The organism is Salinicola sp. 4072 (assembly GCF_036663415.1).
Taxonomy (GTDB): domain Bacteria; phylum Pseudomonadota; class Gammaproteobacteria; order Pseudomonadales; family Halomonadaceae; genus Salinicola; species Salinicola salarius_A.
In genome coordinates this window covers 1-26409 of the sequence record NZ_JAXOVV010000022.1, presented here as the reverse complement: position 1 = coordinate 26409, position 26409 = coordinate 1, and the positions used below count along the sequence as shown (strand labels likewise).

Annotated in this window: 22 protein-coding genes; 3 read left to right on the top strand and 19 right to left on the bottom strand. The window is 62.5% G+C overall.

Annotated elements, in window-relative coordinates; genetic code table 11:
• Positions 1-160: 160 nt before the first annotated feature.
• The 4 genes from R3F72_RS14275 to R3F72_RS14260 form a co-directional block, all read right to left on the bottom strand.
• On the bottom strand, positions 161-505 hold the full coding sequence (locus R3F72_RS14275; protein ID WP_087719367.1) for a protealysin inhibitor emfourin: 345 nt from the start codon (positions 503-505) through the stop codon (positions 161-163).
• Entirely contained in the window at positions 502-1554 is a 1053-nt protein-coding gene (locus R3F72_RS14270; RefSeq protein ID WP_303853334.1) for a M4 family metallopeptidase, read from the bottom strand. Before R3F72_RS14270 ends, R3F72_RS14275 begins: the two co-directional genes overlap by 4 nt.
• Before the next feature lie 70 nt (positions 1555-1624).
• Positions 1625-2455: an alpha/beta hydrolase gene (locus R3F72_RS14265; RefSeq protein WP_332779987.1), complete on the bottom strand. Its 831-nt coding sequence runs from the start codon at positions 2453-2455 to the stop codon at positions 1625-1627.
• Between the two features lie 82 nt (positions 2456-2537).
• Positions 2538-4706 carry a TonB-dependent siderophore receptor gene (locus R3F72_RS14260; RefSeq protein WP_332779986.1) on the bottom strand — a complete coding sequence of 723 codons (2169 nt, stop codon included), beginning with the start codon at positions 4704-4706 and terminating at the stop codon, positions 2538-2540.
• Positions 4707-4866: 160 nt separating this feature from the next.
• Here R3F72_RS14260 and R3F72_RS14255 point away from each other — a divergent pair, with 160 nt between their 5' ends.
• A complete protein-coding gene (locus R3F72_RS14255) occupies positions 4867-5826 on the top strand; it encodes a helix-turn-helix transcriptional regulator (RefSeq protein ID WP_332779985.1) in 960 nt (319 codons plus the stop codon).
• Positions 5827-5854: 28 nt separating this feature from the next.
• Here the strand turns inward: R3F72_RS14255 and R3F72_RS14250 are convergent, their stop codons facing one another.
• The 6 genes from R3F72_RS14250 to pgi all read right to left on the bottom strand — a co-directional run bounded on the left by R3F72_RS14250 (position 5855) and on the right by pgi (position 16036).
• Positions 5855-7597, bottom strand: coding sequence for an HD domain-containing phosphohydrolase (locus tag R3F72_RS14250; RefSeq protein ID WP_332779984.1), 1743 nt, complete (start codon positions 7595-7597; stop codon positions 5855-5857).
• 232 nt (positions 7598-7829) lie between these two features.
• The gene (gene serB, locus R3F72_RS14245) at positions 7830-9041 is read right to left on the bottom strand and encodes a phosphoserine phosphatase SerB (RefSeq protein ID WP_332779983.1); all 1212 of its coding nucleotides are present in this window, start codon (positions 9039-9041) and stop codon (positions 7830-7832) included.
• Positions 9042-9135: 94 nt separating this feature from the next.
• Positions 9136-11388 (bottom strand): DNA topoisomerase IV subunit A, encoded by a 2253-nt coding sequence (parC, locus tag R3F72_RS14240; protein ID WP_332779982.1) that lies wholly within the window; start codon positions 11386-11388, stop codon positions 9136-9138.
• 155 nt (positions 11389-11543) lie between these two features.
• On the bottom strand, positions 11544-13424 hold the full coding sequence (gene parE / locus R3F72_RS14235; protein WP_332779981.1) for a DNA topoisomerase IV subunit B: 1881 nt from the start codon (positions 13422-13424) through the stop codon (positions 11544-11546).
• Positions 13425-13678: 254 nt separating this feature from the next.
• Positions 13679-14326 (bottom strand): YqiA/YcfP family alpha/beta fold hydrolase, encoded by a 648-nt coding sequence (locus tag R3F72_RS14230; protein WP_110636962.1) that lies wholly within the window; start codon positions 14324-14326, stop codon positions 13679-13681.
• A gap of 60 nt (positions 14327-14386) precedes the next feature.
• Complete coding sequence (pgi, locus tag R3F72_RS14225; RefSeq protein ID WP_332779980.1) at positions 14387-16036, bottom strand: glucose-6-phosphate isomerase; 1650 nt, start codon at positions 16034-16036, stop codon at positions 14387-14389.
• 118 nt (positions 16037-16154) lie between these two features.
• Here pgi and cmoA point away from each other — a divergent pair, with 118 nt between their 5' ends.
• Together cmoA and cmoB are read left to right on the top strand one after the other, a co-directional pair.
• Positions 16155-16952: a carboxy-S-adenosyl-L-methionine synthase CmoA gene (gene cmoA, locus R3F72_RS14220; RefSeq protein WP_332779979.1), complete on the top strand. Its 798-nt coding sequence runs from the start codon at positions 16155-16157 to the stop codon at positions 16950-16952.
• Positions 16945-17958, top strand: coding sequence for a tRNA 5-methoxyuridine(34)/uridine 5-oxyacetic acid(34) synthase CmoB (cmoB, locus tag R3F72_RS14215; protein WP_332779978.1), 1014 nt, complete (start codon positions 16945-16947; stop codon positions 17956-17958). Before cmoA ends, cmoB begins: the two co-directional genes overlap by 8 nt.
• A 209-nt stretch (positions 17959-18167) precedes the next feature.
• Here the strand turns inward: cmoB and epsC are convergent, their stop codons facing one another.
• From epsC to R3F72_RS14170, 9 genes are all read right to left on the bottom strand, one after another.
• Positions 18168-19079: a serine O-acetyltransferase EpsC gene (epsC, locus tag R3F72_RS14210; RefSeq protein ID WP_332779977.1), complete on the bottom strand. Its 912-nt coding sequence runs from the start codon at positions 19077-19079 to the stop codon at positions 18168-18170.
• A gap of 210 nt (positions 19080-19289) precedes the next feature.
• Positions 19290-19766, bottom strand: coding sequence for a 20S proteasome subunit A/B (locus R3F72_RS14205; protein WP_087719378.1), 477 nt, complete (start codon positions 19764-19766; stop codon positions 19290-19292).
• 236 nt (positions 19767-20002) lie between these two features.
• Positions 20003-21454 (bottom strand): sulfate adenylyltransferase subunit CysN, encoded by a 1452-nt coding sequence (cysN, locus tag R3F72_RS14200; RefSeq protein WP_332779976.1) that lies wholly within the window; start codon positions 21452-21454, stop codon positions 20003-20005.
• A gap of 215 nt (positions 21455-21669) precedes the next feature.
• Positions 21670-22593, bottom strand: a complete 924-nt coding sequence (gene cysD / locus R3F72_RS14195) for a sulfate adenylyltransferase subunit CysD (protein ID WP_087719380.1) — start codon at positions 22591-22593, stop codon at positions 21670-21672.
• Positions 22594-22733: 140 nt separating this feature from the next.
• A complete protein-coding gene (locus R3F72_RS14190; RefSeq protein ID WP_332779975.1) occupies positions 22734-23456 on the bottom strand; it encodes a phosphodiesterase in 723 nt (240 codons plus the stop codon).
• A complete protein-coding gene (locus R3F72_RS14185; RefSeq protein WP_071230002.1) occupies positions 23456-23902 on the bottom strand; it encodes a DUF1249 domain-containing protein in 447 nt (148 codons plus the stop codon). The genes R3F72_RS14190 and R3F72_RS14185 overlap by 1 nt, the downstream gene beginning before the upstream one ends.
• A gap of 105 nt (positions 23903-24007) precedes the next feature.
• Entirely contained in the window at positions 24008-24634 is a 627-nt protein-coding gene (locus tag R3F72_RS14180) for an NUDIX domain-containing protein (RefSeq protein WP_332779974.1), read from the bottom strand.
• 484 nt (positions 24635-25118) lie between these two features.
• Positions 25119-25730 (bottom strand): TRAP transporter TatT component family protein, encoded by a 612-nt coding sequence (locus R3F72_RS14175; RefSeq protein WP_332779973.1) that lies wholly within the window; start codon positions 25728-25730, stop codon positions 25119-25121.
• A gap of 199 nt (positions 25731-25929) precedes the next feature.
• Entirely contained in the window at positions 25930-26115 is a 186-nt protein-coding gene (locus R3F72_RS14170; RefSeq protein WP_332779972.1) for a hypothetical protein, read from the bottom strand.
• Positions 26116-26409 lie beyond the last annotated feature (294 nt).

Below are 26409 nucleotides of genomic sequence, written 5' to 3'. Positions count from 1 at the left end.
CGGATGCGCAGGACAGCTGACAAACGGACAAAAAGAAGCCGGACCCAATACAGGCCCGGCCTACGCTGTGCGCCCATCCTGGGCTACTAGCTCAGAGTTCGATATCCCGATAGAGTTCCATGAAAACGCAAAAAAACTCGCCGCGGCGATGGCTGCCCGGTTAGTCATCACTCTCATCGAGACCTTGGGCGCCCCGTTTCCAGAGCCCGATCAATGACCTGGGTGCGGCGCTCTCCTCCAGCTCCCACTCCTTTTCGGGTCGATCGGAGGACATTTTCAGCGTCACCCGGAAGGATCGCCTGTCGGCCCCGGCCGCTGGCAAAGCGCCACGTCGATGATCGAGCTCCTCGAGCACCGCCTGGAGTCTCAGCCGCTGGCACTCGGTCAGTTCCCGGCAGTCAATCCGCCGCGGGGCGGACAAGCCGGGCGTGACCACGAAGCCGCCCTCCCGAGTGACCAGCAGCACGCTGGTCGGCTCGAGCTCGAGGCCCGCGCTGTCGTTCATGAGAGAACCCCTACCTCGACCCAGGCCCGATTGACGGCCTGCATGACCTCGCTGTCGTTGCCGAAGCGTTTCGCCGCACAGTCGACCGTAAGCTGGGCGAACTGGGCGAAATTGCCATCGCGCTGCAGGCGCGGATCGGTGAGCGCGTCGAACCAGACCGGGCCCGCCTTCTCCCAGGCGAAGCCACCCAGCCCCGTCGCCGCGAGAAAGAAGGCACGGTTGGGAATACCGGAATTGATATGCACGCCGCCGTTGTCCGAGGACGTGCGCACGAAATCGTCCATATGGCCCGGCTGAGGGTCCTTGCCGAGCACGGGGTCGTCGTAGGCGCTGCCCGGATTGGCCATCGAGCGCAGCGCGAGGCCGTTGACGCGATCAGTGAGCAATCCTTCCCCGATCAGCCAGTCGGCTTCCTCCACGCTCTGCTCGAAGTGGTGCTGCTTGACCATGGCGCCGAAGACGTCCGCCAGGGATTCGTTGAGCGCGCCGGACTGATCGGCATAGACGAGACCAGCCTCGCGCTCGATGACGCCATGAGTCAATTCATGGGCGACGACATCGAGCGCGGCAGTGAAACGGTTGAACAGCTCGCCGTCGCCGTCACCGAACACCATCTGGGCTCCGTTCCAGAAGGCGTTGTCGTAGTCTTCGCCGTAGTGCACCGTCCCCAGCAATGCCATGCCCTCGCCATCGATGGAGTCGCGCTCGAAGACCTGCCAGTAGAAAAGGTAGGTGGCACCCAGCCACCGGTAGGCTTCGTCGACGACGACATCGCCGCTATCCGGATCGCCCTCCTGGCGAACCAGGTCGCCGGGTAGCGTCTGCTGATTGCCTGCCGAGTAGATATAGCGTGCGACCTCGCCGGGCCGGCTGCCATCCGCGGGTCGCGCCGCTGGCGGTGCCGCATTGCGCAACCGGAACTGTGCATCGGCCTGCAGGGTCAGGCGTGCGCACTGCTGTAGCCGCGCGTTGCCATGCGACATGATGCGTTCGAGAACATGGGGCGGCATGAAGCCCGCGAAAGGCGTGGAACCGTCCAATCCAGCCATGCGATCACCTCCTGTGCGTCAGAGCTTGGCTCTCACAGTGTGGTTCAATCTTTCCCATGTGGCCGCTGCGTCACTGTTCCTTTTTGTCAAGAAACGCCCATACCGCCTGCATCGCGGGCCACATGACGTTGCCATGGCTGGCGCCCTTGAATGAGCGATGGTCGATGATCCAATCGGCGTGTCGAGTTTGCAGCCACTGCGCAAAGCAGACCACGTTGTCGCACATTGCCGGCACGGACGTGGATGGCGCATCGGTGGTTTCTGCAAATGCCGGCCTCTGCCCCCGCTCCTGATCACCCGCGCCCAGCAGCACCCGCGTCTTTCCGCTGGCTCCTGCCGAGGGGAGCGCGTACAGGAACCCGTCTCCCCACCATAGTGATGGGCTGATGGCGAGGTAATCGCTGAACAGTCGGGGGCGAGTCAGTGCGGTATAGAGCGCGAACAGGCCACCATAGGAGTGACCGAGCAGCGCCCGACGCGAGGCATCGACATCGAACCGTCCAGCGATCTGCGGCAACAACTGGTCCTGAAGAAAGTCCTGGAATTGCCCCGCGCCGCCGACCGGCCGGCCCCGGGAGTCGACCTCGGGCATGCCCGGCACCGCCGGCGTATAGTCTTCGCTACGCGCTTCGCTGTCGAAGCGACGGGTATCGGGATATCCCACTCCCACGATCAGCCAGGGGCTGGTGCCGCCGTCGGGCCCGCGCAGCGTCAGGCTGTCACGCCCCACCACTGCCAGCGGAAAGCGTGCGTTGCCATCGAGGACATAAAGCACCGGATAGCCACCGACCGGCGGCGGCGAATCCGGTATCGAGACCTGAATCAGATAGTCACGCCCGGTGGCCTCGCCATGGAGCGTCCATTGCTGCGTGTCGGTCAATGTCACGGGGGCAGCGGTCACGGTGGGCTCCTCAGCGACGGCGGCAGGCATGATGAAAACGGCCGCCCATGACAGGCAGCCGAGAATCCAGAGACGTAATGCATCAGAAGTCATAACGCAGTGACGCGACGACATTGGCCGGCGCCCCGTACATGTTGAAAGTCCCTACCGACCCGACTCGCTCATAGTAGGTCTTGTCGAAGATATTATTGAAATTGAGCTGGCCTTTGAGATTGGACGTGAAGTCATAGCCGACCATGGCATCCACCACCGCATAGCCCGGCGCCTCGATACTGATGGGCGCTCTTGCGGAGGTGGCCGTCTGGAAATCGCTCAGTGCGGTGACCCCGCCGCCGATATGGAAGCCATCGAGTACACCGCCTTCGAAGCCGTACTGAGTCCAGACGTTGAACTGATTCTTCGGCATCAGCACGAAGGCCGTATCATCCGATCCCTCGTTTCTGACATCGATATCGAGATAGGTGTAGCCAACGATGATGTCCCAGTTCGGCAACGGCGTGCCTGTCAGTTCGAACTCAGCGCCTTGCGTGCGTGTTTTACCGACAGAGGCGTAGACGCCGCTTACGGTTGTGCCGTTTTCCACTAACGGAGCGGCTCGATTGTCATCGTACAAGCGGAAGGCGGATACACGCGCATTCAGGTCGCCATGGAAATAGCTGCCCTTGATGCCGATTTCATACTGTTTGCCTTCACGCGGTTCGAGCAGCCCACCGTCGGCATCCGTGTAAGTCTGGGGATTGAAGACTTCGGAGTAGCTGGCGTACAGCGAATGACGATCGTCGAGATCGAACACGGCTCCCGCATAGGGCGTGAACTTGCTGTCATCGCTGCGGCTGGCAACGGCATCATCATCCGTATGGTCAGTGACACGAGCCTGATAGGAGCTGACCCGACCGCCGGCGATCAGCGCCAGCGGCTGGATCGGCCGGAAAGTCAGCTTCGAGTACAGACCATATTCCTCTAGCGTCTCGCGATCATCCGTGCTGACTGTCCCCACGTCGGAGACATCGACATAAGCGATGTCATTGATCTGGCCCAGCGTCGTATTGCCCAGCGCCGAGACGGCCTGGAAGGTCTCGGTCTCGTAACGCTTGTAGTCCGTTCCTACCACGAACTCGCTCACGTTGCCCAGCGCTTCGAACGGTTGGCTGTAACTGGCGTCCATCGACAGGGATTGCTGATCGACATCACCGCCAAGGCCTCGCGCCGTAAAAGTGCCATCCTCCGCAATACCGGAAATGCCGTAGGCGTAGTTGAAGTCCGCATCACGGGTCGAATAGCGCGCGGCAATGCGACCGTAGCCACCGTTGTCGAACCGATGGGTCAGCTCGGCGATGTAGTCATTGCTCTGCATCTCGAAGCGATTCCAGTCCGCCCCGGCAAAGGTGGAGCGAGTGACATCGAGCAGATTGCCGTTGGCATCGGTCGGCAGGCCGTTGTTTGGCACCAGATCCCGATGCTGACGCAGATAGGCGAGCGACAGCAAAGTGTCCTCGTCGAGGTCGATGTCGAGCGCGCCGTAGAAGGTCTGATTGGTATTCTCGTTGTCGTCGACGTAGCCGTTGGTGTCGTCGTTACTGACCACCAGACGCCCGCGAACTCGGCCAGCGGCGTCGATTGGCCCCGAGATATCGGTCTCGAGATAGTTCTGATCCCAACTGCCGTAGCGGCCGGCCACGTGGCCCTGGAAATCCTCGGTCGGTCGCTTGCGCACCAGGTTGATGATGCCGCCCATCTCGCTGGTGCTGTTGAAAAGCCCCGATGGCCCGCGCATGACCTCGACGCGGTCGAATGCCGCCAGGTTGGGCACGGTACCGACAATGCTGGCCATCGGCGCCGGCAGGCCATCGACGTTGTACTCATCGTATTCGTAGCCGCGGGCGTAGATCGACGAGCGGCCACTGTCGTTGGGCAGCACACGCATCCCGGGCGTCCGTTTGGCCATCTCGTCGAGCGTATCGAGATTCTGTGACTCGATCGCCTCGCGAGTCACCACGCTCACCGACTGGGGTATGTCCCGCAGCGCGGCAGGCGTCTTGGTGCCTACCGTCGCTGCATCCACCGCATAACCGCCGGTCATTTCGGACGGCAGCATCTCGTAGAGGCGGTTGCCTTTGACGGTCAAGGTTTCGAGGAAAGTGTCCTCGGCCGGCTGGCTTTCCTGGGCCTGTGAAGCGACCCAAGGCACGGAGAGACTCAGACCAACGGCGACCGGCACGCAGTAGCGAAAGCGTTGGGGGTGGCGAATCATGGTGTCGTTCCTTGCTCCCACACCCGTAATCCTTACCGGATGCCGGGCGTTTATGATAATGAGAATGAGTTGCAAACGAGATTGGCGACACGCATTATTCCAGAAGCTTCTCCACCTCACCTGTGGGAAACCTCCAATTACCTGTGCCTGACAGCCAATCGTGATCTCTTCTCATTTCGCACTCCCGCCTCGGCCAGAAGCGCTGGGGCATGACGCACTGAGGCACCACGCTATCCATCTCGGACGCGACTATCGTATCGACAGCGTACCGGGGGAGCCGCTGCTCGACGGCAATTTTGGCGTGGATGTGATCGAAGAGGAATTGGTGCTGCGCCATGCCGCGATCCGCAATCGCCATCGCATGAGCAATCATGCAGAAATGATGCCTGGCTTGAAGCTGATCCTGTTCATGGCCGGTATGGTCGACGTGCGCTTCGACGGCCGCCCAATGCCACTCGCCTCGGAACGGCCGACGGCCCTACTGGTCCATCTGCGGGAAGCCGCAACGTTCGAGCGCCACGCTCTGGCCGGTACCCACGAATTCAGTTTAACGCTGACCTTGTCGCCAGCCTGGCTTCAGACATCGCCGGAAACGGCACGTCTGCTCGATGACCTGCCACACCTGGGGCTACGCCAATGGCAACCTAGCGCCGGCTTGTTGACGCTGGCTCGCACCCAGCTTTCGACCCCTCGCGCCGCTGACGATTTTTCCACTCGCCTGCGACGTGAAGGGTTGGCGCTGACCATGGCCGGCGAAGGCTTGGCACCGCTGTTGCGGACATCGGACAGAGACAGCAGAGAAACCCGCCAGCAACGGCGACTGTGGGATTTCATCGAAGGCGGGAGTGGCGATACCAAGACCCTCACGGAGATCGCCGGACATCTAAACATGAGCGTGAGCACACTGCAGCGGCTCAGCCAGCAGCGTTATGGAATGCCGTTGCAGCGTCACCTGCGTCAGCGGCGTCTGGACGCGGCAAACCGGGCTCTACAGGATAGCCATGTCAGCGTCAGCGAGGCCGCCGAACTCGCCGGCTACAACGATGCTACCAACTTCGCCACCGCGTTCCGCCGCACCTTCGGCATCACACCCCGTCAGGCACGGGAACGCCAGCGTTAGCGCTCGCCGGCGAATCGGAAAGGAAAAATCAGGCCGTTCCTGGCGAGGCGCTGCCACTCCGCGACAAGCCATAATCGCCGGGCTTGGCCACGCCTTCCAGCCGACCGAGCTGATCGAGATCGTGTCGTCCCAGTACCAGATCGAGACGACGCTGCCGGCTATTGGCATTGAGCACCATATGGACCTGCGAGGGCCGCCCTTTGGCATCCAGACGTTGAACCCAGGCCAGGGCGCCGCTGGAATATCGCACCAGCGAGCCTACTGGCGTGATGCCGAAGAGACGCACATAGCGTTGTGCCCAGACACTGTCGAAGAGCGCGGCGTTCCCCAGCACATGGCGATAAGCATTGACCAGGGGCCAGGCGTCGCGGTCCGCGCGCGGGCGCGTCAGCGCATCGATGACATCGACCACTGCCACCATCCGACCCAGATCATCGATCGCCTCGGCGCGCAGCCCGCGAGGATAGCCGCTGCCGTCGAGCCGTTCGTTGATCTGTTCGACCACCGACGTGGCGACATCCGTCGAAAGCCAGCGACAATCGGCCAGCCGCTCGCTGATCAGTTGGACATGCCCCGGCAATAGCGCCCGCTGGGCGTCGCTCAACGGGACGCGGCTCTCGAGCAGCGTGGCAGGCAACGACGCCTTGCCGAGATCGTGGATCAGGGCGCTGGCCGCGATCGCCTTGAGGGTACTGTCGTCGTAGCCCTGCCGGCGCGCCAGATCGACGGCACGAACCGCGACCGCCAGCGCATGCTGGACCTGGACCGGTTCGTTCTCGAGATATCCCAGCGCATAGAGCAGCGATTCCCGACTTTGCGCGCCAAGCGACAGCAGCGTGTCCGCATGTCGGGACAGCAAAGATGAGGCAATCAGGCCACCATTCTGAAGCTGCAGGCTCTGCGCGTTCAGATAGTCGGCGATCTTCCGCAGTCGCCGGACGACCGTATTGTCAGCGCCCGCGACTGGCGCCGGGGTGGTTAGGATCGACTTGACCGGTTGCGGCCGGCGCCCCTGCGGCAGCATGAACAGCGAAGAAGGCTCGAGCGGCTTGTCGCTGATCGACGTCTTGCGCGCACTCTCGCGTTCGATTTCCTTGACGCAGTGCCAGAGTTGTCGCTCGCTATCGATCGGCAACTCATCGAACTCGCAGCCGATCAGCGCCATGGTCCAGTCGTCATCGGTGCGTACATGACGGATATGCCCCTTGAGCTTGAGACGCTGTCGATTGGGGAAGCGTAGCTCGAGAGTCTCGATCGGCTGGTCAGGAGTCAGCGCCACGGCATCCACCAGACGCATGGCGAGAAGGCAGCCGCCCAGCGAGAGATTGCGGATTTCGGTATCGATGATAGGCCCATCCTCCGTCAGGGTGAGACGCGTCTCGACGCCCATCTCGGCCCGCAGCGGGGCGCGAAAGGTACCGCGACGGTGAATGGTGCTGATGTATTCGGGATAGGTGCAGCGAAACTGTATCCGCTGCGCATCTTCCAGGGGCTCGATCACCGTGAGCGGCGCGGTGCGAACCAACGCCCCGTTGACATGACCGATGAGATGAAACTCGCCCCCCCGAGTGAGCGACTTCGCCAGCGCCGGCACCGCAGACACATCGACGACCAGCGCCTGACCGATGACGACGTGATCCAGTATTACCGGCCAGGAAGTGCTACCGGCAGCGTCGAACGCCAGATTCGCGCCACCCTGAAGGCATAGTGGCTCGAGCCACTCCCATATGGCTTTAGCTTGGTGGATATCCGTGGAAGCAGAGTCGGTCATGAGTTTTCGATAATGCGTGGTCGATGACAAACGGCGAATGACAAAGCGCTGATGGCCAAAGGATCAATGGCGAAGAGCCAATGATAAAGCAGTCAGGCGTGGCCGCGTCACGGCCGGCGAGCAAGCAGTGTAACTTTTCGTTGCTGTCAAACAAAATAATTCAACCTCAACCGACTGACCCCCGGGAAACCCGGGAGTCCGCTCGGTCGGCGTGCCGGCCGTGGCCCCCCGCTCAATCTTCCGCCAAGGCCGCCAGATCGGATTCCGAATAGCCCAGCAGGTACAGAAGCCCATCGAGACCGCAGGCCGAAACCGATTGCTGCGCCTGCTGACGCACCAAGGGTTTGGCATGGTACGCCACGCCCATGCCGGCGACCGCCAGCATCTTGAGATCGTTGGCGCCATCGCCAACCGCCACGGTCTGGGCCAGATCCCAGCCTTCCCGTTCGGCGATCTGCCTGAGCATCATCGCCTTGCGGTCGGCATCGACGATCGGCTCCTGAACCTCGCCAGAGACCTTGCCGTCGCGAATGATCAGCTCGTTGGCGTGAATTTCATCGAAACCCAACCGTTCCTGCAGATAACGGGCGAAATAGGTAAAGCCGCCGGAGAGAATCGCGGTCCGATAACCCAGGCGCTTGAGATAGTGCATCAATCGTTCGAGCCCCGGCATCAACGGCAACGACTCGGCAATTTCTGCCAGCACCGACTCGTCCAGGCCTCCCAGCTTGCTCATCCGCTCGCGAAAGCTCTGCTGGAAGTCGAGCTCTCCCCGCATGGCACGTTCGGTTATCGCGGCAACCTCGTCATAGACGCCATGGCGCCGCGCCAGTTCATCGATCACCTCCGCCTGGATCAGCGTCGAATCCATGTCGAAACAGACCAGCCGGCGGTGCCGCCGCCACGGATTCGCCGGCTGCAGCGCGACATCGACGTCGAAGCGTTCACTCAGCGCCAGGATCTTCTCACGCAGGGACGCGGAATCGGCCACCGCGCCGCTGAGCCGCCATTCGAGGCAGGCACCGGCCGACGAGTCGGCCGTGTCGAGCTGGCAGCCGGCCGACAGCCGCTTCACCCGCTCGATGATCAGGCCCTGCTCGGCCGTCAGCGCCCCGACTTCCGCCATCACCTCCGCAGAGAGCGACGGTGCCATCAAGGTCAGTACCCAGCGGGCGTCCTTGGCGACATCCCTCCACAGCGCCTCGCTTTCAGAGGACACCTTCTCGACACGGCAATCCAGCCCGAACACGTCGCCGGCCGACGGCAGCAGCGCGCCAAGATCGTCGGCGGTCTCGACCAAAGCCTCCAGCGTCACTTCGCCGAAGGCGACATGCTGGTTCAGATCCAGCAGACGGCAATGGGCGCTGACCAGCGCCGTACCCAGTGCAGCCGTCTGGCCGGGCCGTGCGGGCCCAGTGGCTCGCACCACGAAACGTTGTGACATCTTTTCCCCACGTGGCGCCAAGCTGCGCCCTCTCTTTATCGATGAATCCGGCCCTGGCCCTCGGGCTGGAGGGCTGGGCTGACCGAGCCGCCGCTCAGGACTCGACCTCGAGCCTGTCGACCTTCTGGAATCCTCGCGCCAGCTTGCTGCCGCGACGGCCACGTTCGCCAGTGTAGTATTCGAGATCCGCCGTCTTCAGCGTCTGCTTGCGCTTGCCGGCGTAGACGATCAACGACGCTCCTTCCGGCAGCAGCACCAGGTCGCGCACGAACTCCTCTCGTCTCGCGGCCTTGGCCCCCGGGATGTCGATCATCTTGTTGCCCTTGCCTTTTGCCATCTCCGGCAATTGCGACAGCGCGAAGACCAGCAGGCGCCCTTCGTTGGAAACGGCCGCCACCCGCACGCCGTCGCCCTCCGGGATCGCCTTGGGCGGCATCACGTTGCATCCCTTGGGCACCGAAAGCACCGATTTGCCGGCCTTGTTCTTGCCGAGAAGATCTTCGACCCTGGCCACGAAACCATAGCCGCCGTCGGACGCCAGCAGATAGCGCGCGCTGGGGATATCCAGCATCAGCCCGACCATGCTGGAGCCGGCCGGCGGGTTGATCCGCCCGGTCACCGGCTCGCCCTGGCCGCGCGCCGAGGGCAGGTTGTGGGCCGTCATCGTGTAGGCCCGACCGCTGTCGTCGAGCAGCACCAGCGGCTGGTTGGTCTTCCCTCGTGCCGCCAGGTGGAAGCTGTCGCCCGCCTTGTAGGAGAGCCCGGCAGGGTCGATATCATGGCCTCGCGCCGCGCGAATCCAGCCTTTCTCGGACAGCACCACGGTCACCGGATCGGCGCCCACCAGCTCGACCTCGGAAAGCGCCCTGGCTTCGGCACGCTCCACCAATGGCGAGCGGCGAGCATCGCCGTAGGCCTCGGCCGCTTCCCGCAGCTCCTTCTCGACCAGATCGGTCATCGCCGCCTCGGAGCTCAGCAGCTTCTGGAGCTGCTTGCGTTCCGCTTCCAGCTCGTCCTGCTCGCCGCGAATCTTCATCTCCTCGAGCTTGGCGAGGTGACGCAGACGCAGCTCGAGAATCGCTTCGGCCTGACGCTCGGTGATGCCGAATGCGTTCATCAGCGCCGGCTTGGGTTCATCCTCCTCGCGGATGATGCGGATCACCTCGTCGATGTTGAGATAGGCGACCAGCAGACCTTCGAGCAGGTGCAGACGATCCTCGACCTTGCCGAGACGGTGCTCCAGGCGTCGGCGCACGGTGGCGCGGCGGAACGTCAGCCATTCGCCGAGCATGTCGTTGAGCGGCATCACCCGCGGCCGGCCGTCGAGCGCGATCACGTTGAGATTGACGCGAACGTTCTTCTCGAGGTCGGTGGTGGCGAACAGGTGCGCCATCAGCCCCTCGACATCGATACGGTTGGAACGCGGCTCGATCACCAGGCGCGTCGGTGTCTCATGGGTCGACTCGTCGCGCAGATCCGCCACCATCGGCAATTTCTTGGCCTGCATCTGGGCGGCGATCTGCTCGAGTACCTTGGCCCCGCTGACCTGATACGGCACCGCGGTGATCACGATGTTGCCATCCTCGCGCTCGTAGCGCGCACGCAGCTTGACCGAACCGCGGCCGGACTCGTATAGCTTGCGCAGATCGGCCGCCGGCGAAATGATCTCGGCATCCGTCGGGAAATCCGGCGCCGGCAGATGCTGCATCAGATCCGCGACGCTGGCCTGCGGATGACGCAGCAGATGGCAGGTCGCCTCGACCACCTCCACCACGTTGTGCGGCGGGATATCGGTCGCCATGCCGACCGCGATGCCCGTGCCGCCATTGAGCAGCACGTGAGGAAGCCGCGACGGCAGCACCGCCGGTTCGTTCATGGTGCCGTCGAAGTTGGGTGTCCAGTCGACCGTGCCCTGCCCCAGCTCCGCCAGCAGCGTCTCGGAGAAACGCGACAGGCGGGCTTCGGTGTAGCGCATGGCGGCGAACGACTTGGGATCGTCCGGGCTGCCCCAGTTGCCCTGGCCGTCGACCAGCGGATAGCGATAGCTGAACGACTGCGCCATCAGCACCATCGCCTCGTAGCAGGCGCTGTCGCCGTGGGGGTGGAACTTGCCCAGCACGTCGCCGACGGTACGCGCCGACTTCTTGTACTTGGCGTTGGCGGTCAGCGACAGCTCGCGCATGGCATAGACGATGCGCCGCTGGACCGGCTTCATGCCGTCGCCGATATGCGGCAACGCCCGGTCGAGAATCACGTACATCGAATAATCGAGATACGCCTTCTCGGTGTACTCCTTGAGCGAAAGGCGTTCGACATCGCCCTCCGCTACCTGAATATCCATGGTCATGGGTTCGGAGCCCTATTGGTCGTCATGGAAGATTCACGGGCAGTGCCCGCGCTCAGTGTTCTGGAAAAGCCACGAGCCGCGATCTTCGGGCTGCGAACCCCACGGCTCGTAGCTCGTAGCTCGTAGCTCGTAGCTCGTAGCTCGTAGCTCGTAGCTCAGACCTCGATCTCGGCGAGATTGCCGTAATCTTCCAACCAACTCTTGCGATCGGCGGCTCGCTTGCGCGCCAGCAGCATGTCCATCATTTCCAGCGTGCCGTCGTTAAGTTCTCGAGTGAGCTGGACCAGTCGTCGGGTGTCGACGGCCATGGTGGTCTCGCGCAGCTGCAGCGGGCTCATCTCGCCCAGCCCCTTGAAGCGCTGGACGTTGGGCGTGCCGCGCTTGCCTTCGAGGCGCTTGAGCGTCGCGGCCTTCTCGCTCTCGTCGAGGGCGTAGAAGACTTCCTTGCCCAGGTCGATGCGATAAAGCGGCGGCATGGCGACGAAGACGTGGCCAGCATCGACCAGCGCCGGGAAGTGGCGCACGAACAGCGCACACAGCAGCGTGGCGATGTGGAGACCGTCGGAGTCGGCGTCGGCGAGAATGCAGACCTTGTGGTAGCGCAGCTTGGAAAGATCGTCGCTGCCCGGATCGAGACCGATCGCCACGGCGATGTCGTGCACTTCCTGCGAGCTGTAGATATCGGCGGATTCGACTTCCCAGGTGTTGAGGATCTTGCCGCGCAGCGGCAGGATCGCCTGGGTTTCGCGGTTGCGCGCCTGCTTGGCACTGCCGCCGGCGGAATCCCCCTCGACCAGGAACAGTTCGCTCGATACCGGATCCTGGCCGGAGCAGTCGGCCAGCTTGCCGGGCAACGCCGGCCCCGATGTGACCTTCTTGCGCGCGACCTTCTTGGCGCTCTTCTGGCGCCGCTGGGCGGCGCTGATCACCAGTTCGGCCAGTTGTTCGGCCTGATCGACATGGTGGTTGAGCCACAGCGAGAAGGCGTCCTTGACCACGCCGGAGACGAAGCCCGCCACCGTGCGTGACGACAGCCGCTCCTTGGTCTGCCCGGCGAATTGCGGGTCGAGCATCTTGATCGAGAGCACGAACGATACCCGCTCCCACAGGTCCTCCGGCGACAGCTTGACGCCGCGCGGTAGCAGACTGCGGTATTCGCAGAACTCGCGTACCGCTTCGAGCAGGCCGCTGCGGAAGCCGTTGACGTGGGTACCGCCGAGCGGCGTGGGGATCAGGTTGACGTAGGATTCGAGGACCGGCTCGCCACCTTCCGGCAGCCACTGAATGGCCCAGTCGACGCCCTGCTCCTCGTCCTCGAAGTGGCCGGTGAACGGCGATGCCGGCAGCACGTCGAAACCGTCGACTGCCTGGGCCAGATAGTCCCGCAGGCCGTCTTCGTACTGCCAGACGCTCTCGGCGCCATCGGTTTCCTTGAGCACCACCTTGAGGCCGGGGCAGAGCACCGCCTTGGCGCGCATCAGGTGTTTCAGCTTCGGCAGTGACAGCCTGGGGCTGTCGAAGTATTCCGCCTCCGGCCAGAAACGCACCACCGTTCCCGTGGCACGCTTGGCACAGCTGCCGATGACCGAGAGCTCCTCGGCCTTCTCTCCCTTCTCGAAGGCGATACCGTAGCGATTGCCCTCGCGGCACACCTCGACCTCGAGCCGCGTCGACAGCGCGTTGACCACCGATACGCCGACCCCATGCAGGCCGCCGGAAAAGCGGTAGCTGGACTGGGAGAACTTGCCGCCGGCGTGCAGCCGGGTGAGGATCAGCTCGACCCCGGTCACGCCATGTTCGGGATGCACGTCGATCGGCATGCCCCGGCCGTCGTCGGAAACCTCGATGCCGCCGTCGTCCAACAGAACGACCCGAATCTCGTGGGCGTATCCCGCCAGGGCCTCATCGACGCTGTTGTCGATGACTTCCTGCACCAGGTGGTTGGGACGGGTGGTGTCGGTGTACATGCCCGGCCGCTTGCGGACCGGATCGAGGCCGGAAAGCACCTCGATGGAACTGGCGCTGTATTGCGTCATGCAGGGTCTCGCCACGTTTGTAAGGTCAAAGTCACAGGGTCAAAGTTGCAGGATCGACGTTGCAGGGTGGAGACCGCTGCGTCATCGAATCGTCGCGGCACGTCTGGCGCGAGCCATGGCTGGCGCTAGCGAGGCGTGATCGCCGGTACGAGCCGAATCGCGACATCTCCACCCCATGCAGGCTGGCGACGATGATACACCCTACTGGTCAAATCTACAGTACCGCGTTGCCGCCCGATGCTGACGCGAGGCTCTCAGGACAGCACGAGGGATCTCGGCACGTGCCAGCCGCCGTGAGCGAAGAGCGCCGGCAGATACTCGGGCAGCACACCGAAACTGTGGTCGCCACCGGGGTGAATCAGGGCGCGACTGCCGGCATAGGCGCGCAGCGCCTCACGGCAATCCAGCGTCTCGTCGGCGCTGCCGAGCAGCAGAAGATAGCGCGAGGGATGCACGATGCGTTCCCACTGCAGGGCGGTCAATTGATCGAAATAACTATTGTCGATCGTGAACTGCTCGCCGGAGGCGTCGTTGAGCAACGTCTGCCCCAGGTAATCGGCCACGAAGCGGGCGGGCCGTACCGCCGGATTGATCAGTACGGCCCGCAGCCCGTAGCGCTCCGCCAGCAGCGTGGCCAGGAAGCCGCCCATGGAACTGCCGACCAGCAGCGTATCTTCATGGCCCAGCGACTCGAGTGCCGCTTCGGCCTGCTGCCAGGCCAGGTCCGGCCGGTACGACAAATCCGGGGTCAGACACGCGAACGGGCGACCCTCGTGTCGGGCCAGCGTCTCGCAGGCCGCCTTGACCAGCCGGGCCTTGGGCGAAGCGCTGCTGCTGTTGAAGCCATGCAGGTACAGCAGCGCCCTGGCCGGCCTTGCTACCGAAAGCGACTCGCTCGACATGGCTCCCTCACCTGGCTCGCTGGACATCCGAGACCTCGCCGCTTTCGCGACACCGGCCGATCACCGGGACTCCTGTCCTTTCCAGATCGCCTGAATCAGCCCGCGGCTGGAGTCGTCGAGCGTCTCCAGACCGTTCTGCGTGGCGATGATCTCTTCGGTCTCGGTAGCGATCTTCTTGCCCAGCTCGACGCCCCACTGGTCGAACGAGTCGATGTCCCAGATCACGCCCTGCACGAACACCTTGTGCTCGTAGAGCGCGATCAGAGCACCCAGCGTGGCCGGGTTGAGGCTGTCGAACATCAGCGTGGAAGAGGGCTGGTTGCCGCGGTAACGCTTGTAGCTGGGCGGCGTGCTCTCGGACTTCACCGCGTCGTCGCCGAGCATCAGCACGCGGGACTGAGCGAAGCAGTTGGCCAGTGCCAGCCGGTGCTGGGCCATCAGGTCGTCACGGAAGCGTTCGTCCTCGACATCGTTGTAGCGATTGACCGGCGCGATGAAGTCGCACGCCACCGGCTGCGTGCCCTGGTGCAGCAGCTGGTAGAACGCGTGCTGGCCGTTGGGGCCGATCTCGCCCCAGATCACCGGGCAGGTGGAATAGTCGACCACTTCGTCATTATTGGTGACGGACTTGCCGTTGGATTCCATCTCGAGCTGCTGGAAGTACCCCGGCAGGTGCTTGAGGCGCCCATCGTACGGCAGCACCGCGTGGGAGCGGATATCGAGGAAGTTGACGTTCCAGATGCCGATCAGCGCCAGCTGGACCGGTAGATTGTCCTTCAGCTCGGCGGTACGGAAGTGCTCGTCCATGGCGTGGGCACCCGCCAGCAGCTGACGGAAGTTGTCCATGCCGACACGAATGGCAATGGGCAGCCCGATGGCGCTCCACAGCGAGTAGCGACCGCCGACCCAGTCCCAGAACAGCAGCTGGTTGGCCGGATCGATGCCCCATTCGGTCATCTTGTCGGGCTTGGTGGAAACGCCGACGAAGTGGAAGCGCTTGATCAGCGCTTCGTCGCCGCCCAGGCGCGTGGAGATCCAGTCCAGCGCAGTGGAGGCGTTCGACAGCGTATCGATGGTGCCGAAGGACTTCGACGACAGGATGAACAGCGTGGTTTCGGGGTTGAGCCAGCTCAGAAAGTCGGCCAGCTGCGAGCCGTCCATGGTCGACGCGAAGTGGGTCGATACCTCGAAGACATCATCGGGCTCGAAATCGGTCAGTGCGGACGTGACCATCAACGGCCCCAGGTCCGAACCGCCGACGCCGAGGTTGACCACATCGGTGATCGGCTTGCCGGTCGCGCCGCGCCATTGACCGTTCAGCAGCTTGTTGACCAGCGTTTCCATCTTGTCGAGGGTGGCATGCACTTCGCCAACCACATCGACGCCTTCGACCTCGAGCCTGGCATCCCGCGGCAGACGCAATGCGGTATGCAGCGCCGGGCGGTCCTCGGTGTGGTTGACCCGCTCCCCCGAGAGCAGGCGTTGCACCGCCTCGGGCACGCCGGCTTCCCGCGCCAGCGAGAGCAACTGCTCCCGGACTTCCGTCGTCCAGCGCTGCTTGGACAGATCCATCTGGATGCCGGCGGCTTCCAGATAGAACGTCTCGAAGCGCGGCGACTGCTGGAACAGGGTCTTCAGATGAACCTCCCGCATCCCCCCTTCGAGCTGCTGCTCGAGCGCTTTCCATGCCTGGGTCTCACGAATCGACATCTAATGCTCTCCTTGTCACGTGCAGCGAAGAGGCGCAAAACGTACACTATGGCCGTAGCGAGTCATGACAGTTGTTGCGCTCGCTTCACGCTCTCCCAATTAAGAATATCTTCCGGCAATGATTGACGCATCTTACCGTGACGCCATCTTTTCGACACCCCTTGATCGTGTGGCGAGCTTCTCGTTCGACGAGCAGGTCGTGGCGTGCTTCCCGGACATGGTCCGGCGTTCGATTCCCGGCTACGGCCAGATTCTCGGCATGCTCGGCGTCATCGCCGAACGCCACCTGCGCCATGGCGCCCATGTCTACGACCTGGGCTGCTCGCTGGGCGCGGTCGGGCTGGCACTGGCCGGGCGCCTGCCTGCCGACGCCTTCGAACTGACCGGCGTCGACCTCTCTCCGACGATGATCGCCCGGGCCCGCGAAACCGCCGCCGCCGAAAGTCCGGATCATCGGATCCAGTTCGTCGAGGGGGATATCCGTCATCTGGACTATCGGCCCAGCGGCATGATCGTGCTCAACTTCACGCTGCAGTTTTTGCCGCCGGCGGATCGCGATGCGGTGATCGCCAGGCTGTTCGCGGCACTGGAGCCCGGCGGCATCCTGGTACTGTCGGAGAAGATCGTCGCGGAAGACGAGCAGGAAAACGCCTGGCTGGTGGAACGCTACCACGACTTCAAGCGGGCCAACGGCTACAGCGACATGGAGATCAGCCAGAAGCGTACCGCGCTGGAAAACGTGCTGGTGCCGGATACGCTGGCGGCGCATCACGAACGGTTGACCAGGACTGGCTTCTCGCGCGTCACGACCTGGTTCCAGTATCTCAACTTCGCCTCCCTCGTCGCTTTCAAGGACAAGGCCGCGTTCAAGGGCAAGGCGACATCCCAAGAGAAGGCCGCGTTCGAGGATGTCTGACGTCGCTATCGATACGCTCAAGGACGCCGAACGCCGGCTCTATCTCGCCTTTCTCGAACATGGCCTGACCCGCTGGCTGGCGCTGCTTCCGGAACAGCTGGCGCGCGGGCTCGATCGGCGCCGCCACGGCGATCTGCCGGCGTGGGAAAAGGCAGTGGCCAAACTGCCGGCGTTGTCGTCGACACGGCAAGTGAACCTGCAGGCCGACCGTGTCACGGTAGCGCTCGAGCTGAGCGACGCCGAGCGTCGGCGCTGCGAGAATCTGCTCAAGATCCTGATGCCGTGGCGCAAGGGGCCTTATCGTCTCGGCGACATCGATATCGATACCGAGTGGCGCTCGGACTGGAAATGGCAGCGGGTCGCGCCGCACCTGTCGCCCCTCGCCGGCCGTCGCATTCTGGATGTCGGCGGCGGCAACGGCTATCACGCCTGGCGCATGGCCGGCGCCGGCGCCGCGTTCGTGCTGGTGATCGACCCCTCGCCGCGCTTCTACTACCAGTTCCACGCCGTGCGTCACTTCGTGGGCGATGCCGATGGCGAACGCACCCACTTTCTGCCGGTCGGCATCGAAGACGTTCCGTCGAAGCTCGCCGCCTTCGATACCGTGTTTTCGATGGGCGTGCTCTACCACCGCTCTTCGCCGCTGGATCACCTGCTGCAGCTGAAGGAAGCGCTGGTGCCCGGCGGCGAGCTGGTGCTGGAGACGCTGGTGGTCGAGGGTGACGAGCGCACCGTGTTCATGCCCGGCGAACGCTATGCCAGCATGCCCAACGTCTACTTCCTGCCCTCGTCAAGCGCCCTGGCGCACTGGCTTGAGCGCTGCGGCTTCGAAGCCATTCGCTGTGTCGACGAAACGGTCACCACGCTCGACGAACAGCGCTCGACCGACTGGATGCAGTTTCATTCGCTGGCCGATTTCCTCGACCCGAAGAATCGCAATCTAACCATCGAAGGCTACCCCGCGCCGCGTCGGGCCACGCTGATCGCCCGCAAACCGAAGCGATAATCGCAGCGCTGCCGGCGTTCGGCGCGACCAGTACGGCATCGGCCGGCAGTGCGATGCCGGCCGATGTCTGCGCAATAGGATCGGGGCGGGGTTTACGCTAGCGAGCGTTGCGTTGGGCGAGATGTGGACCAGACCCGATTTGAACTAGACCTGATTTGGACTAGACCTGATTTGAACTAGACCCGATTTGGACTAGAGAAGACGGTGCCTCACGGGCACGGTCCGCTCTGGATATTGGCCTGGGTGATATTGCTCTTCGCCGGTACGCTACAGGTCAGCCAGACATTCCCGCCGATCACCGAACCTTGCCCCACCGTGATGCGCCCCAGAATGGTCGCGCCTGCGTAGATGACCACGTCGTCCTCGACGATCGGGTGGCGCGGCAAGCCTTTTTCGAGATGCCCTTTCTCGTCGGCCGGGAAGCGTTTGGCGCCGAGCGTGACCGCCTGGTAGAGCCGTACCCGGTTGCCGATGATCGCGGTTTCGCCGATGACCACACCGGTACCGTGATCGATGAAGAAGCCTTCGCCGATCTGGGCGCCGGGATGAATGTCGATGCCGGTATCGGAATGCGCCAGCTCGGCAATGATGCGAGCCACCAGCCCGGCGCCCGCCTGATAGAAATAGTGGGCGATGCGGTGGTAGATCACGGCATGGACGCCGGGATAGCAGAGCAGGACTTCATCGACGCTGCGCGCCGCCGGATCGCCATAATAGGCGGCCATCACATCGCCATCGAGACGCCGGCGCAGGCTGGGCAGGTCATCCGCGAAGTCCTGGATGATCTGCGTTGCCGCCGCCTGGTGCTCGGAGGTCTTGTCGCCGTTGAGCCGTGCCATGTAGCGCAACTCGAGCAGCACTTCCTCGTGCAGCGCATTGAGCGCACGATCCAGCGTGTGGCCGACGTAGAAGTCCTCGCTCTCCTTGCGCAGATCGGAGGGCCCCAGGCGCATCGGAAAGATGGCCCCGCTCAGGAAGTCCAGCGTTTCCCGGATGCGATGTCGTGACGGCAACTCACGACAACCCTTCTCTCTCTCCCGGCCATTCTGAGCGCGCCACTGTTCACGAGTCGCGCGTAGTTGGGTAACGATACCGTCGAGCTGCCAATTGACCTGTTGCATGCCGATCATCCTTTGGAAACGAGACGCACGTTTTCGAACACGACCTCACTTCCGACATCGGAAGTCGTGGACAGGTCCTAACGTGCCATCAGTCAATGATAAGCCCCAGGAAGGAAATAGCCATAGCGCAGCGAATCGGCACGCACGCCGTCGCGGCGCCAGGGCCTGTTTGGCGCCGCAACGCGGGTCTCGCTGAAACGGCAACAGGCCCTAGGCCACGCTCGTTTCCGCTTCTTGCATCATCTCGTCAAACGTGACGGAGGTCTGCATTCGGGGCGTTACCGCCTGGACCTCGCCGCCGGTATCGTGATCCCGCGTGGCCGCGTATTTCACGGCGGCGACCGCATCCTTGCCGTGATCGATAGCCGCCAGCGCCCATTTCCACCCGGTACCATAGGCGATGGGGCCTGTGACAGGCATGCGCACCAGACGATCGAACATCTCGAATACGCCATCGGGCCCCACGATGATCATTTCGATCCGAGTGACATGGGGTTTGGCATGCCTGGGGGAGCCGGCATTGAGCCACTCCATTACTTCCCACCAGCCTTGTTGCTCACCGGCGAATGCCACCCATTCGCCGTTGTCGAGTCGAAAGAGCTTTTGCGCATGGTTGTATGTCGATCCATTGACACTGATCAGCGAATCCGTCGCCAATGTCGTTCCATCCCATACGATCGTGGTCATCATCTACCTCGGTCTGTGGCTCCGGCCAGACATCGGGCTATCCGCAGCGAGCATCCAGGCACGACAGTCACGATCTCCTCCCGGCCGGTTGGGAGCGAGAAGCGGTCAACTGATAGAGAGCATCATCCGTTTGCAAAATGCGGCGGTTAATCCAGTTTGCAGAGTGCGGACATGAAAACGCCACTCCCGGGAGTGGCGTGAACGCATTCCGTTACTTAAAGATACATCAAAGAACACTAATTTTGGAATAGCTGTTTTACATCCTTCGCTTCCCAGTGCGGGAAATGCTTGCGGATCAGCGCGTTGAAATCGATTTCGAACGCCTGCCAGTCGACTTCACCCGCTTGTTTCGAGTCGTCCGCGGCCCCTTCCGCCGCGCCGCGAATCAGGCCCGCACCGACCGTGATATTGGTCAGCCGATCGATCACCACGAAACTGCCTGTGCCGGGGCTCTTGCGGTAGTCGTCCAGCGGCACGCTGGCAGTCAGCTCGATCCGGCAGCGGCCGATGGCATTGAGCGGCAGGCTGGTGGCCTCGTGATGCTCGAGCGTATTGACGTCGATCTGATAGTCGATCGCCGCGACCTTGCCGGCGATTTCCTGCGTGCCGATCTTGAAGTCGTAGAGCCGGCCCGGCTCGAGGGCGGCATCGTGCATCCAGACGATGTCGGCTTCCAGCGCGTCGGACTGCGCGACTTCCGCATCCGCCGCCACCAGCCAGTCCCCACGGGAGATGTCGATCTCGTCGCGCAGGGTCACGGTGACCGCTTGGCCGGGATAGGCTTCTTCCAGATCGCCATCGAAGGTGACGATGCGGTCGATGACGGAACGTTTGCCCGACGGTAGCGCCTTGACCGCCTGACCGGGACGCAGGATGCCCGCCTCGAGCGTGCCGCAGTAGCCGCGAAAATCGAGATTGGGTCGATTGACGTACTGGACCGGCAGGCGCAGGTCGGAAAGGTTGCTGTCGTGGGCGATCTCGACGCTTTCGAGCAGTTCGAGCATCGCGGGCCCCGGCGCGCCGTCGACCTGGTACCACGCCATGCGCTCGCTGCGGTTGACGACGTTGTCGCCGTCGAGTGCCGACATCGGCACGAAGCGGATGTCCGTCGCGTCGAGCTTCTCGGCGAACTCGCGATAATCAGCGACGATCTCATCGAAGCGCGCCTGCGAGTAGTCGACCAGGTCCATCTTGTTGACCGCGATCACCAGGTGCTTGATCCCCAGCAGATCGGCGATGAAGCTGTGCCGCCGGGTCTGCACCTGCACGCCATAGCGCGCGTCGATCAGGATCACCGCCAGGCTGGCGGTGGAAGCCCCGGTGGCCATGTTGCGGGTGTACTGCTCGTGGCCCGGGGTATCGGCGATGATGAACTTGCGCTTGTCGGTGGAGAAGAACCGGTAGGCGACATCGATGGTGATGCCCTGCTCCCGCTCGGACTGCAGGCCATCGACCAGCAGCGCCAGATCGACCTTGTCGCCGGTCGTCCCGCTGGTCTTGGAAGCCTGGGTGATCGCCGCCAGCTGATCTTCGTAGATCATCTTTGAGTCGTGCAGCAGCCGACCGATCAGAGTCGACTTGCCGTCATCGACGCTGCCGCAGGTGATGAAGCGCAGCAGATCTTTCTGCTCGTGCTCTTTGAGGTACTGGCCGATATTGTCGGCGATCAGCGTGGATTGGTGGGACACGGTTCTTTCTCCCTCATGAGTGGAGAACACGAGCGCTGCGAGCCACGAGCTTCGGGCTACAAGCAGGCTGTGCACTCTGCATGTTCAGTGGTCAGGTTATGGGCGAGCCGCGAAAATCAGGATTTGATCACGCCGAAAGTTCGCAATCCCTTTCGAAGCTCGAAGCTCGAAGCTCGAAGCTCGAAGCTCGAAGCTCGAAGCTCGAAGCTCGAAGCTCAGAAGTATCCCTCCCGCTTCTTCTTCTCCATCGAGCCGACCTGGTCGCGGTCGATGGCGCGGCCGGAGCGCTCTGAGGTGCGGGTGAGCAGCATCTCCTGGATGATCTCGGGCAGCGTGGCGGCTTTCGATTCCACCGCGCCGGTGAGCGGGTAGCAGCCGAGCGTGCGGAAGCGGACCCATTTCTCTTCGGGGACTTCGCCGGGTTCCAGCGGCAGGCGATCGTCGTCGACCATCACCAGCATGCCGTCGCGTTCGACCACGGGGCGCGGTGCGGAGTAGTACAGCGGGACGATGGGGATCGATTCGAGATAGATGTACTGCCAGATATCCAGCTCGGTCCAGTTGGAGAGCGGGAAGACGCGGATCGATTCGCCCTTGTTGACCTTGCCGTTGTAGAGGTTCCACAGCTCGGGGCGCTGGTTCTTGGGGTCCCAGCGATGGTGCTTGTCACGGAAGGAGTAGACGCGCTCCTTGGCGCGGGAGGCTTCCTCGTCGCGACGGGCGCCACCGAAGGCGGCATCGAAGCCGTACTTGTCCAGTGCCTGCTTGAGCGACTGGGTCTTCATGATGTCGGTGTACTTGGCGCTGCCGTGGTCGAACGGGTTGATGCCGGCGGCGCGGCCTTCCTCGTTGATATGCTCGATCAACTCCATCCCGACGTCCGCGGCCATCCGGTCGCGGAACTCGATCATTTCCTTGAACTTCCAGGTGGTGTTGACGTGCATCAGCGGGAACGGTGGCGGCCCGGGATAGAACGCCTTACGTGCGAGGTGCAGCATCACCGAGGAGTCCTTGCCGATCGAATAGAGCATCACCGGGTTGCCGAACTCGGCGGCGACCTCGCGGATGATATGGATGGACTCGGCTTCGAGCTGCTTGAGATGGGTCTGGCGCTGAGCGCTGACGATAGGAGCTGTCATGGTCGATGTCTCACGGTCGCCCTCTGAAATCAGATGGCAAAACAGAATATGGGCTTCTCTGGGAGTCAACCCTAGCGAGACTTCGGTAATAACGTCAAAGAATCAAAGATGATCCAAAAAGCGTTTTTGGTTATAAACAGCTAGAGATCGACGCGTTCGATCCAGGTAGACAACGACTCACCGCGCAGATCGACGACACGTAAACCGGGCCGCGCCGCCTCGTCGATCGCGAACTCATGGCTCTTCGGCAGGAACTGATCCGAGGTCGACGGACACCCATAGACAGCCACGACGCCCTGCCAGGCGGCAAACGCCTGATGGATATGACCACAGATCAAGGCCTTGACCTGCGAATAGGGCGAGAGCGTTTGCCACAGCGCGTCCCGGTCCTTCAGACCGATCGCGTCCATCCAGACCGAACCGATATCCAGCGGCAGATGATGCAGCGCGACCAGCGTCGGGCGATCGTCCGCCTCGAGCTGCCACGCCAGCCGCTGCAGCTGGTCCTGCCCCAATTCTCCGCCGGGTTGACCGCTGATCCGAGAGTTCAGCAACAACACCCGCCAACCGTCGAGATCGAGCTCTTCGTGAAAAGGCTGGCACTCTTCCATCAGCTCCGGCTGATCGTGGTTGCCGGGGATCCAGAACCACGGGCACCCCACGGCCGCGAAGGCCTGGCTGGCGTGGCGATAGGCAGCAGGTGTCTCATCCTCGGCAATATCGCCGGTGACCAGCAGAATATCGGGCCGCAGCGCCCTGGCGCGCTCGACGACCGCCTGCAACTGGCGCAGCGGAAACCCCTTGCGCGACGTGCCTCGAGGGTCGGCCAACAGGTGACAATCGGTGATCTGGATCAGGCGCATCAAGGCGTTTCCGGTACGTCGACGGCGTGACCGTGCGCCAGCCCATGCTGCAGCCACTCCCCCAGAAAGCGGTTGAGCTGCAATTTTTCATCGGGCTGGTGCATCTGCGGGTTGGGATAGCGATAGCGACCCTGGAAATGGCGTTGACGCTGAAAGTCGGTCACTTCCGCCATGTCCGCATCGTGGTAAAGATGCACCGTCATCCGCGGCGAATCGACGAAGCTGTCCAGCACGCCGGTCTGGGAAACCCGCGCAACCGTGGTGTACGGCGCCTGCTCGAGCACCTCGAACCACAGAGTCCCGAAGCGTGCGTGTTCGCCCGCCAGCGGCACTTCCTTGATGTCACCCGGCTCCATATCCATGACGAGACGGCACAGCCGCAGATAATTGCTGCTGCACTCCGCCTGAAGCGTCTTGAGATCGGTGACGTAAGCGGTCTTTCTCATGGTGTTCTCCTGGCGCATGACGGCCTCCAGTCAGCTCGAGTGTCCGGCGCAGCCGCAGGTGATCGTCGACGACTTGCCGCCACTGCTGCGCTACCGACTCTCGCTTCAGGCCTTGGCTCTCAGTGTGGCGCGCTCGCGTGCCAGCCAGTGAAAGCCAATCAACGCCATGGCATTGTCCAATTGTCCCGCCATCAGTCGATCCCATGCCTCGGGAAACGACATGACGTGAACCAGAATGTCTTCGTGTTCGTTTTCGACACCGTGTATGCCGCCGAGCCCCGTGCTGTCGATCAGGCCACAGAACAGCGTGACCTGCTCGGTGCAGGCGCCAGGACTCGGATAGTAGCGATGGAGCTCGATCAGTTCACCGATATCGCAACCCGCTTCTTCCTGCGCTTCGCGGCGCGCGACATCCGCCGGTGTCTCGCCGGGCTCCACCAGTCCGGCGACCGGCTCCAGCTTCCACGGCGAGATAGGATCGTCCAAAGCGCCGGCGCGGATCTGCTCGACCAGCACGACATGGTCATGAATCGGATCGTAGAGTAGTACGCCGACCGCATCCCGGCGAACGTGAACTTCTCGATCGATGACCTCGCCCCACTCGCCATTGAACCGGCGATGACGCAAGCGGCGTTTTTCCAGGCCAAAGAAGCCCGAGTACAGCGATTGATCTTCGAGTCGCTCGATATCCTTGGCATCGAAACGATTGACCCGGTCGATCTCACGATCCATGTCGCGGCTCCTTGCCTGGGAACAGGAGCCTCATTATTGCGGCACCGTGAACCGATTCCAACCGCTGCCGCCCTGTTTCGCCAGCCAGCCACATTCCCGGCGGCTACGGCAGGGCCTTCCGCGCTTTCGTTCGATGCGGCAGGTTTTCACGCGAAAGCCAGGCTAGCCCCGCTTCAAATCGGCATCATGGAAACCGGCGCCAAATCAGGGTAGATCGGCGGCGACACCATCGAATAGGAGACGCCACCAGGCAGGATCGCTAGGTTTTGTCTGAAAAGTCGTCGAGCGAAGGTCAGACAAGGCAAAAATCGGCGAAAAGACGGAGTTTACGCGGTGTAAATGAGTACTTTGAGCCGATTTTTAACGCCGTATGGCCGAGCGCAGGCAGTTTTCAGACAAAGCCTAGGATGAACAGATCAACGAAAGCGCGCGCTGGACTATCGGCCAGGGCCGCTTCTCAAAGCCGCTCTGCACTGGGTCGCGCTTACTGATGCTCGGCCAGCCAGCGCTCGGCCTCTTGCCGCAGCGCCTCATCGGAGGAACGGCCGGCCCGAGGTTGGCCATCGACGGCGCGTTTGGCGTACGTCAACGCCTCGGCATCTTCACCCTGCTCCGCTAGAAACTGGGCGTAATAGAAGTTGGTATCGATGCCATCGGGACGAATGCTGACCGCCTTGTGCAGGAGCTCCCGGGCCTTGTCCGAATCTCCGAAAGCGATCGGCCAGCCCGGGGCATGCTGATAGAGCGCCCCCAGCGTCACGTAAGCCGAGCCATTCTCCCCCTGTGGATCGAGAGAGATCGCCTTTTCCAGCGCCGCACGCGCCCGTTTGGCCAGATCCAGCGCCCCCAGCCCGCCCTTCGCCTTGGCGAAAGAGGCCAGGACAACGCCTTGAGCCGTCAAGACATGAGGGTCGTCAGGCTGGCTGCGGGCCAGCGCATCGGCTTCGTCGGCAAGGTCCTCGAAAGCCTTCAACTGCGCATCGCCCTGCATCTGATATTCGACGTTGCCCCACCGCTGCATCAGCGAAAACAGCGTTGAATCCGGCATTTGCGCGACCGCCACCGTTACCCAGAACAAACCGAGCAGCGGTGTCATGACCAGCCATCTCGAAAGCTTCGGGAAATGTCTCCATCGATAACGAGGAAATAAGGACTGAGGGCCCTGCCGCCACGGCTGTCGCATCGACATCGCTCCATAAAGATCCGTAGCCGCAATCTAACGAGCGTTTGAATTTATCTCTATAGGGTTTTAGTCGCAGAACGAAAGCCATGACTGGCACCTGGTTAAGGCCCCATTACAAACCGATGAAACCAAACCCGTGAAAAATCACCAGCGCTATGGATATCGAGACGATCGCCAGGAGAGCTGCCAATATGCTGCTGTGAAATGCGATATCCGAATCTCCATGCACCTGGCTGCTGACGCCATAGGTAATGAAGCCGACCGCCAAAGCAGGTAGGGCAATCGAACCAAGAATCATGGGGTACGAGAGTATCACCCTGTAATCTCCGTAGCCTGACTCTTGATAACCTACCACACCGCGTTATCGATTGGCGCTGCGCCATTCGTCATAATCGGGTCTTCGCGACATCAACACAACATCGCCGGATAGCTCGTACTACGCTCTGTCTGAAAAATAGACCCGTAAACCCGCCTCATTCACGAGGGTGCTGATTGAGCGGTCTGAAGGTACTGACTGGTGGCATCGCTTATCAGGATCGGCTTCTTCAGCGCGAATAGCTGTTGAGTAATGCCAAAACGCTGAAATTTCCCC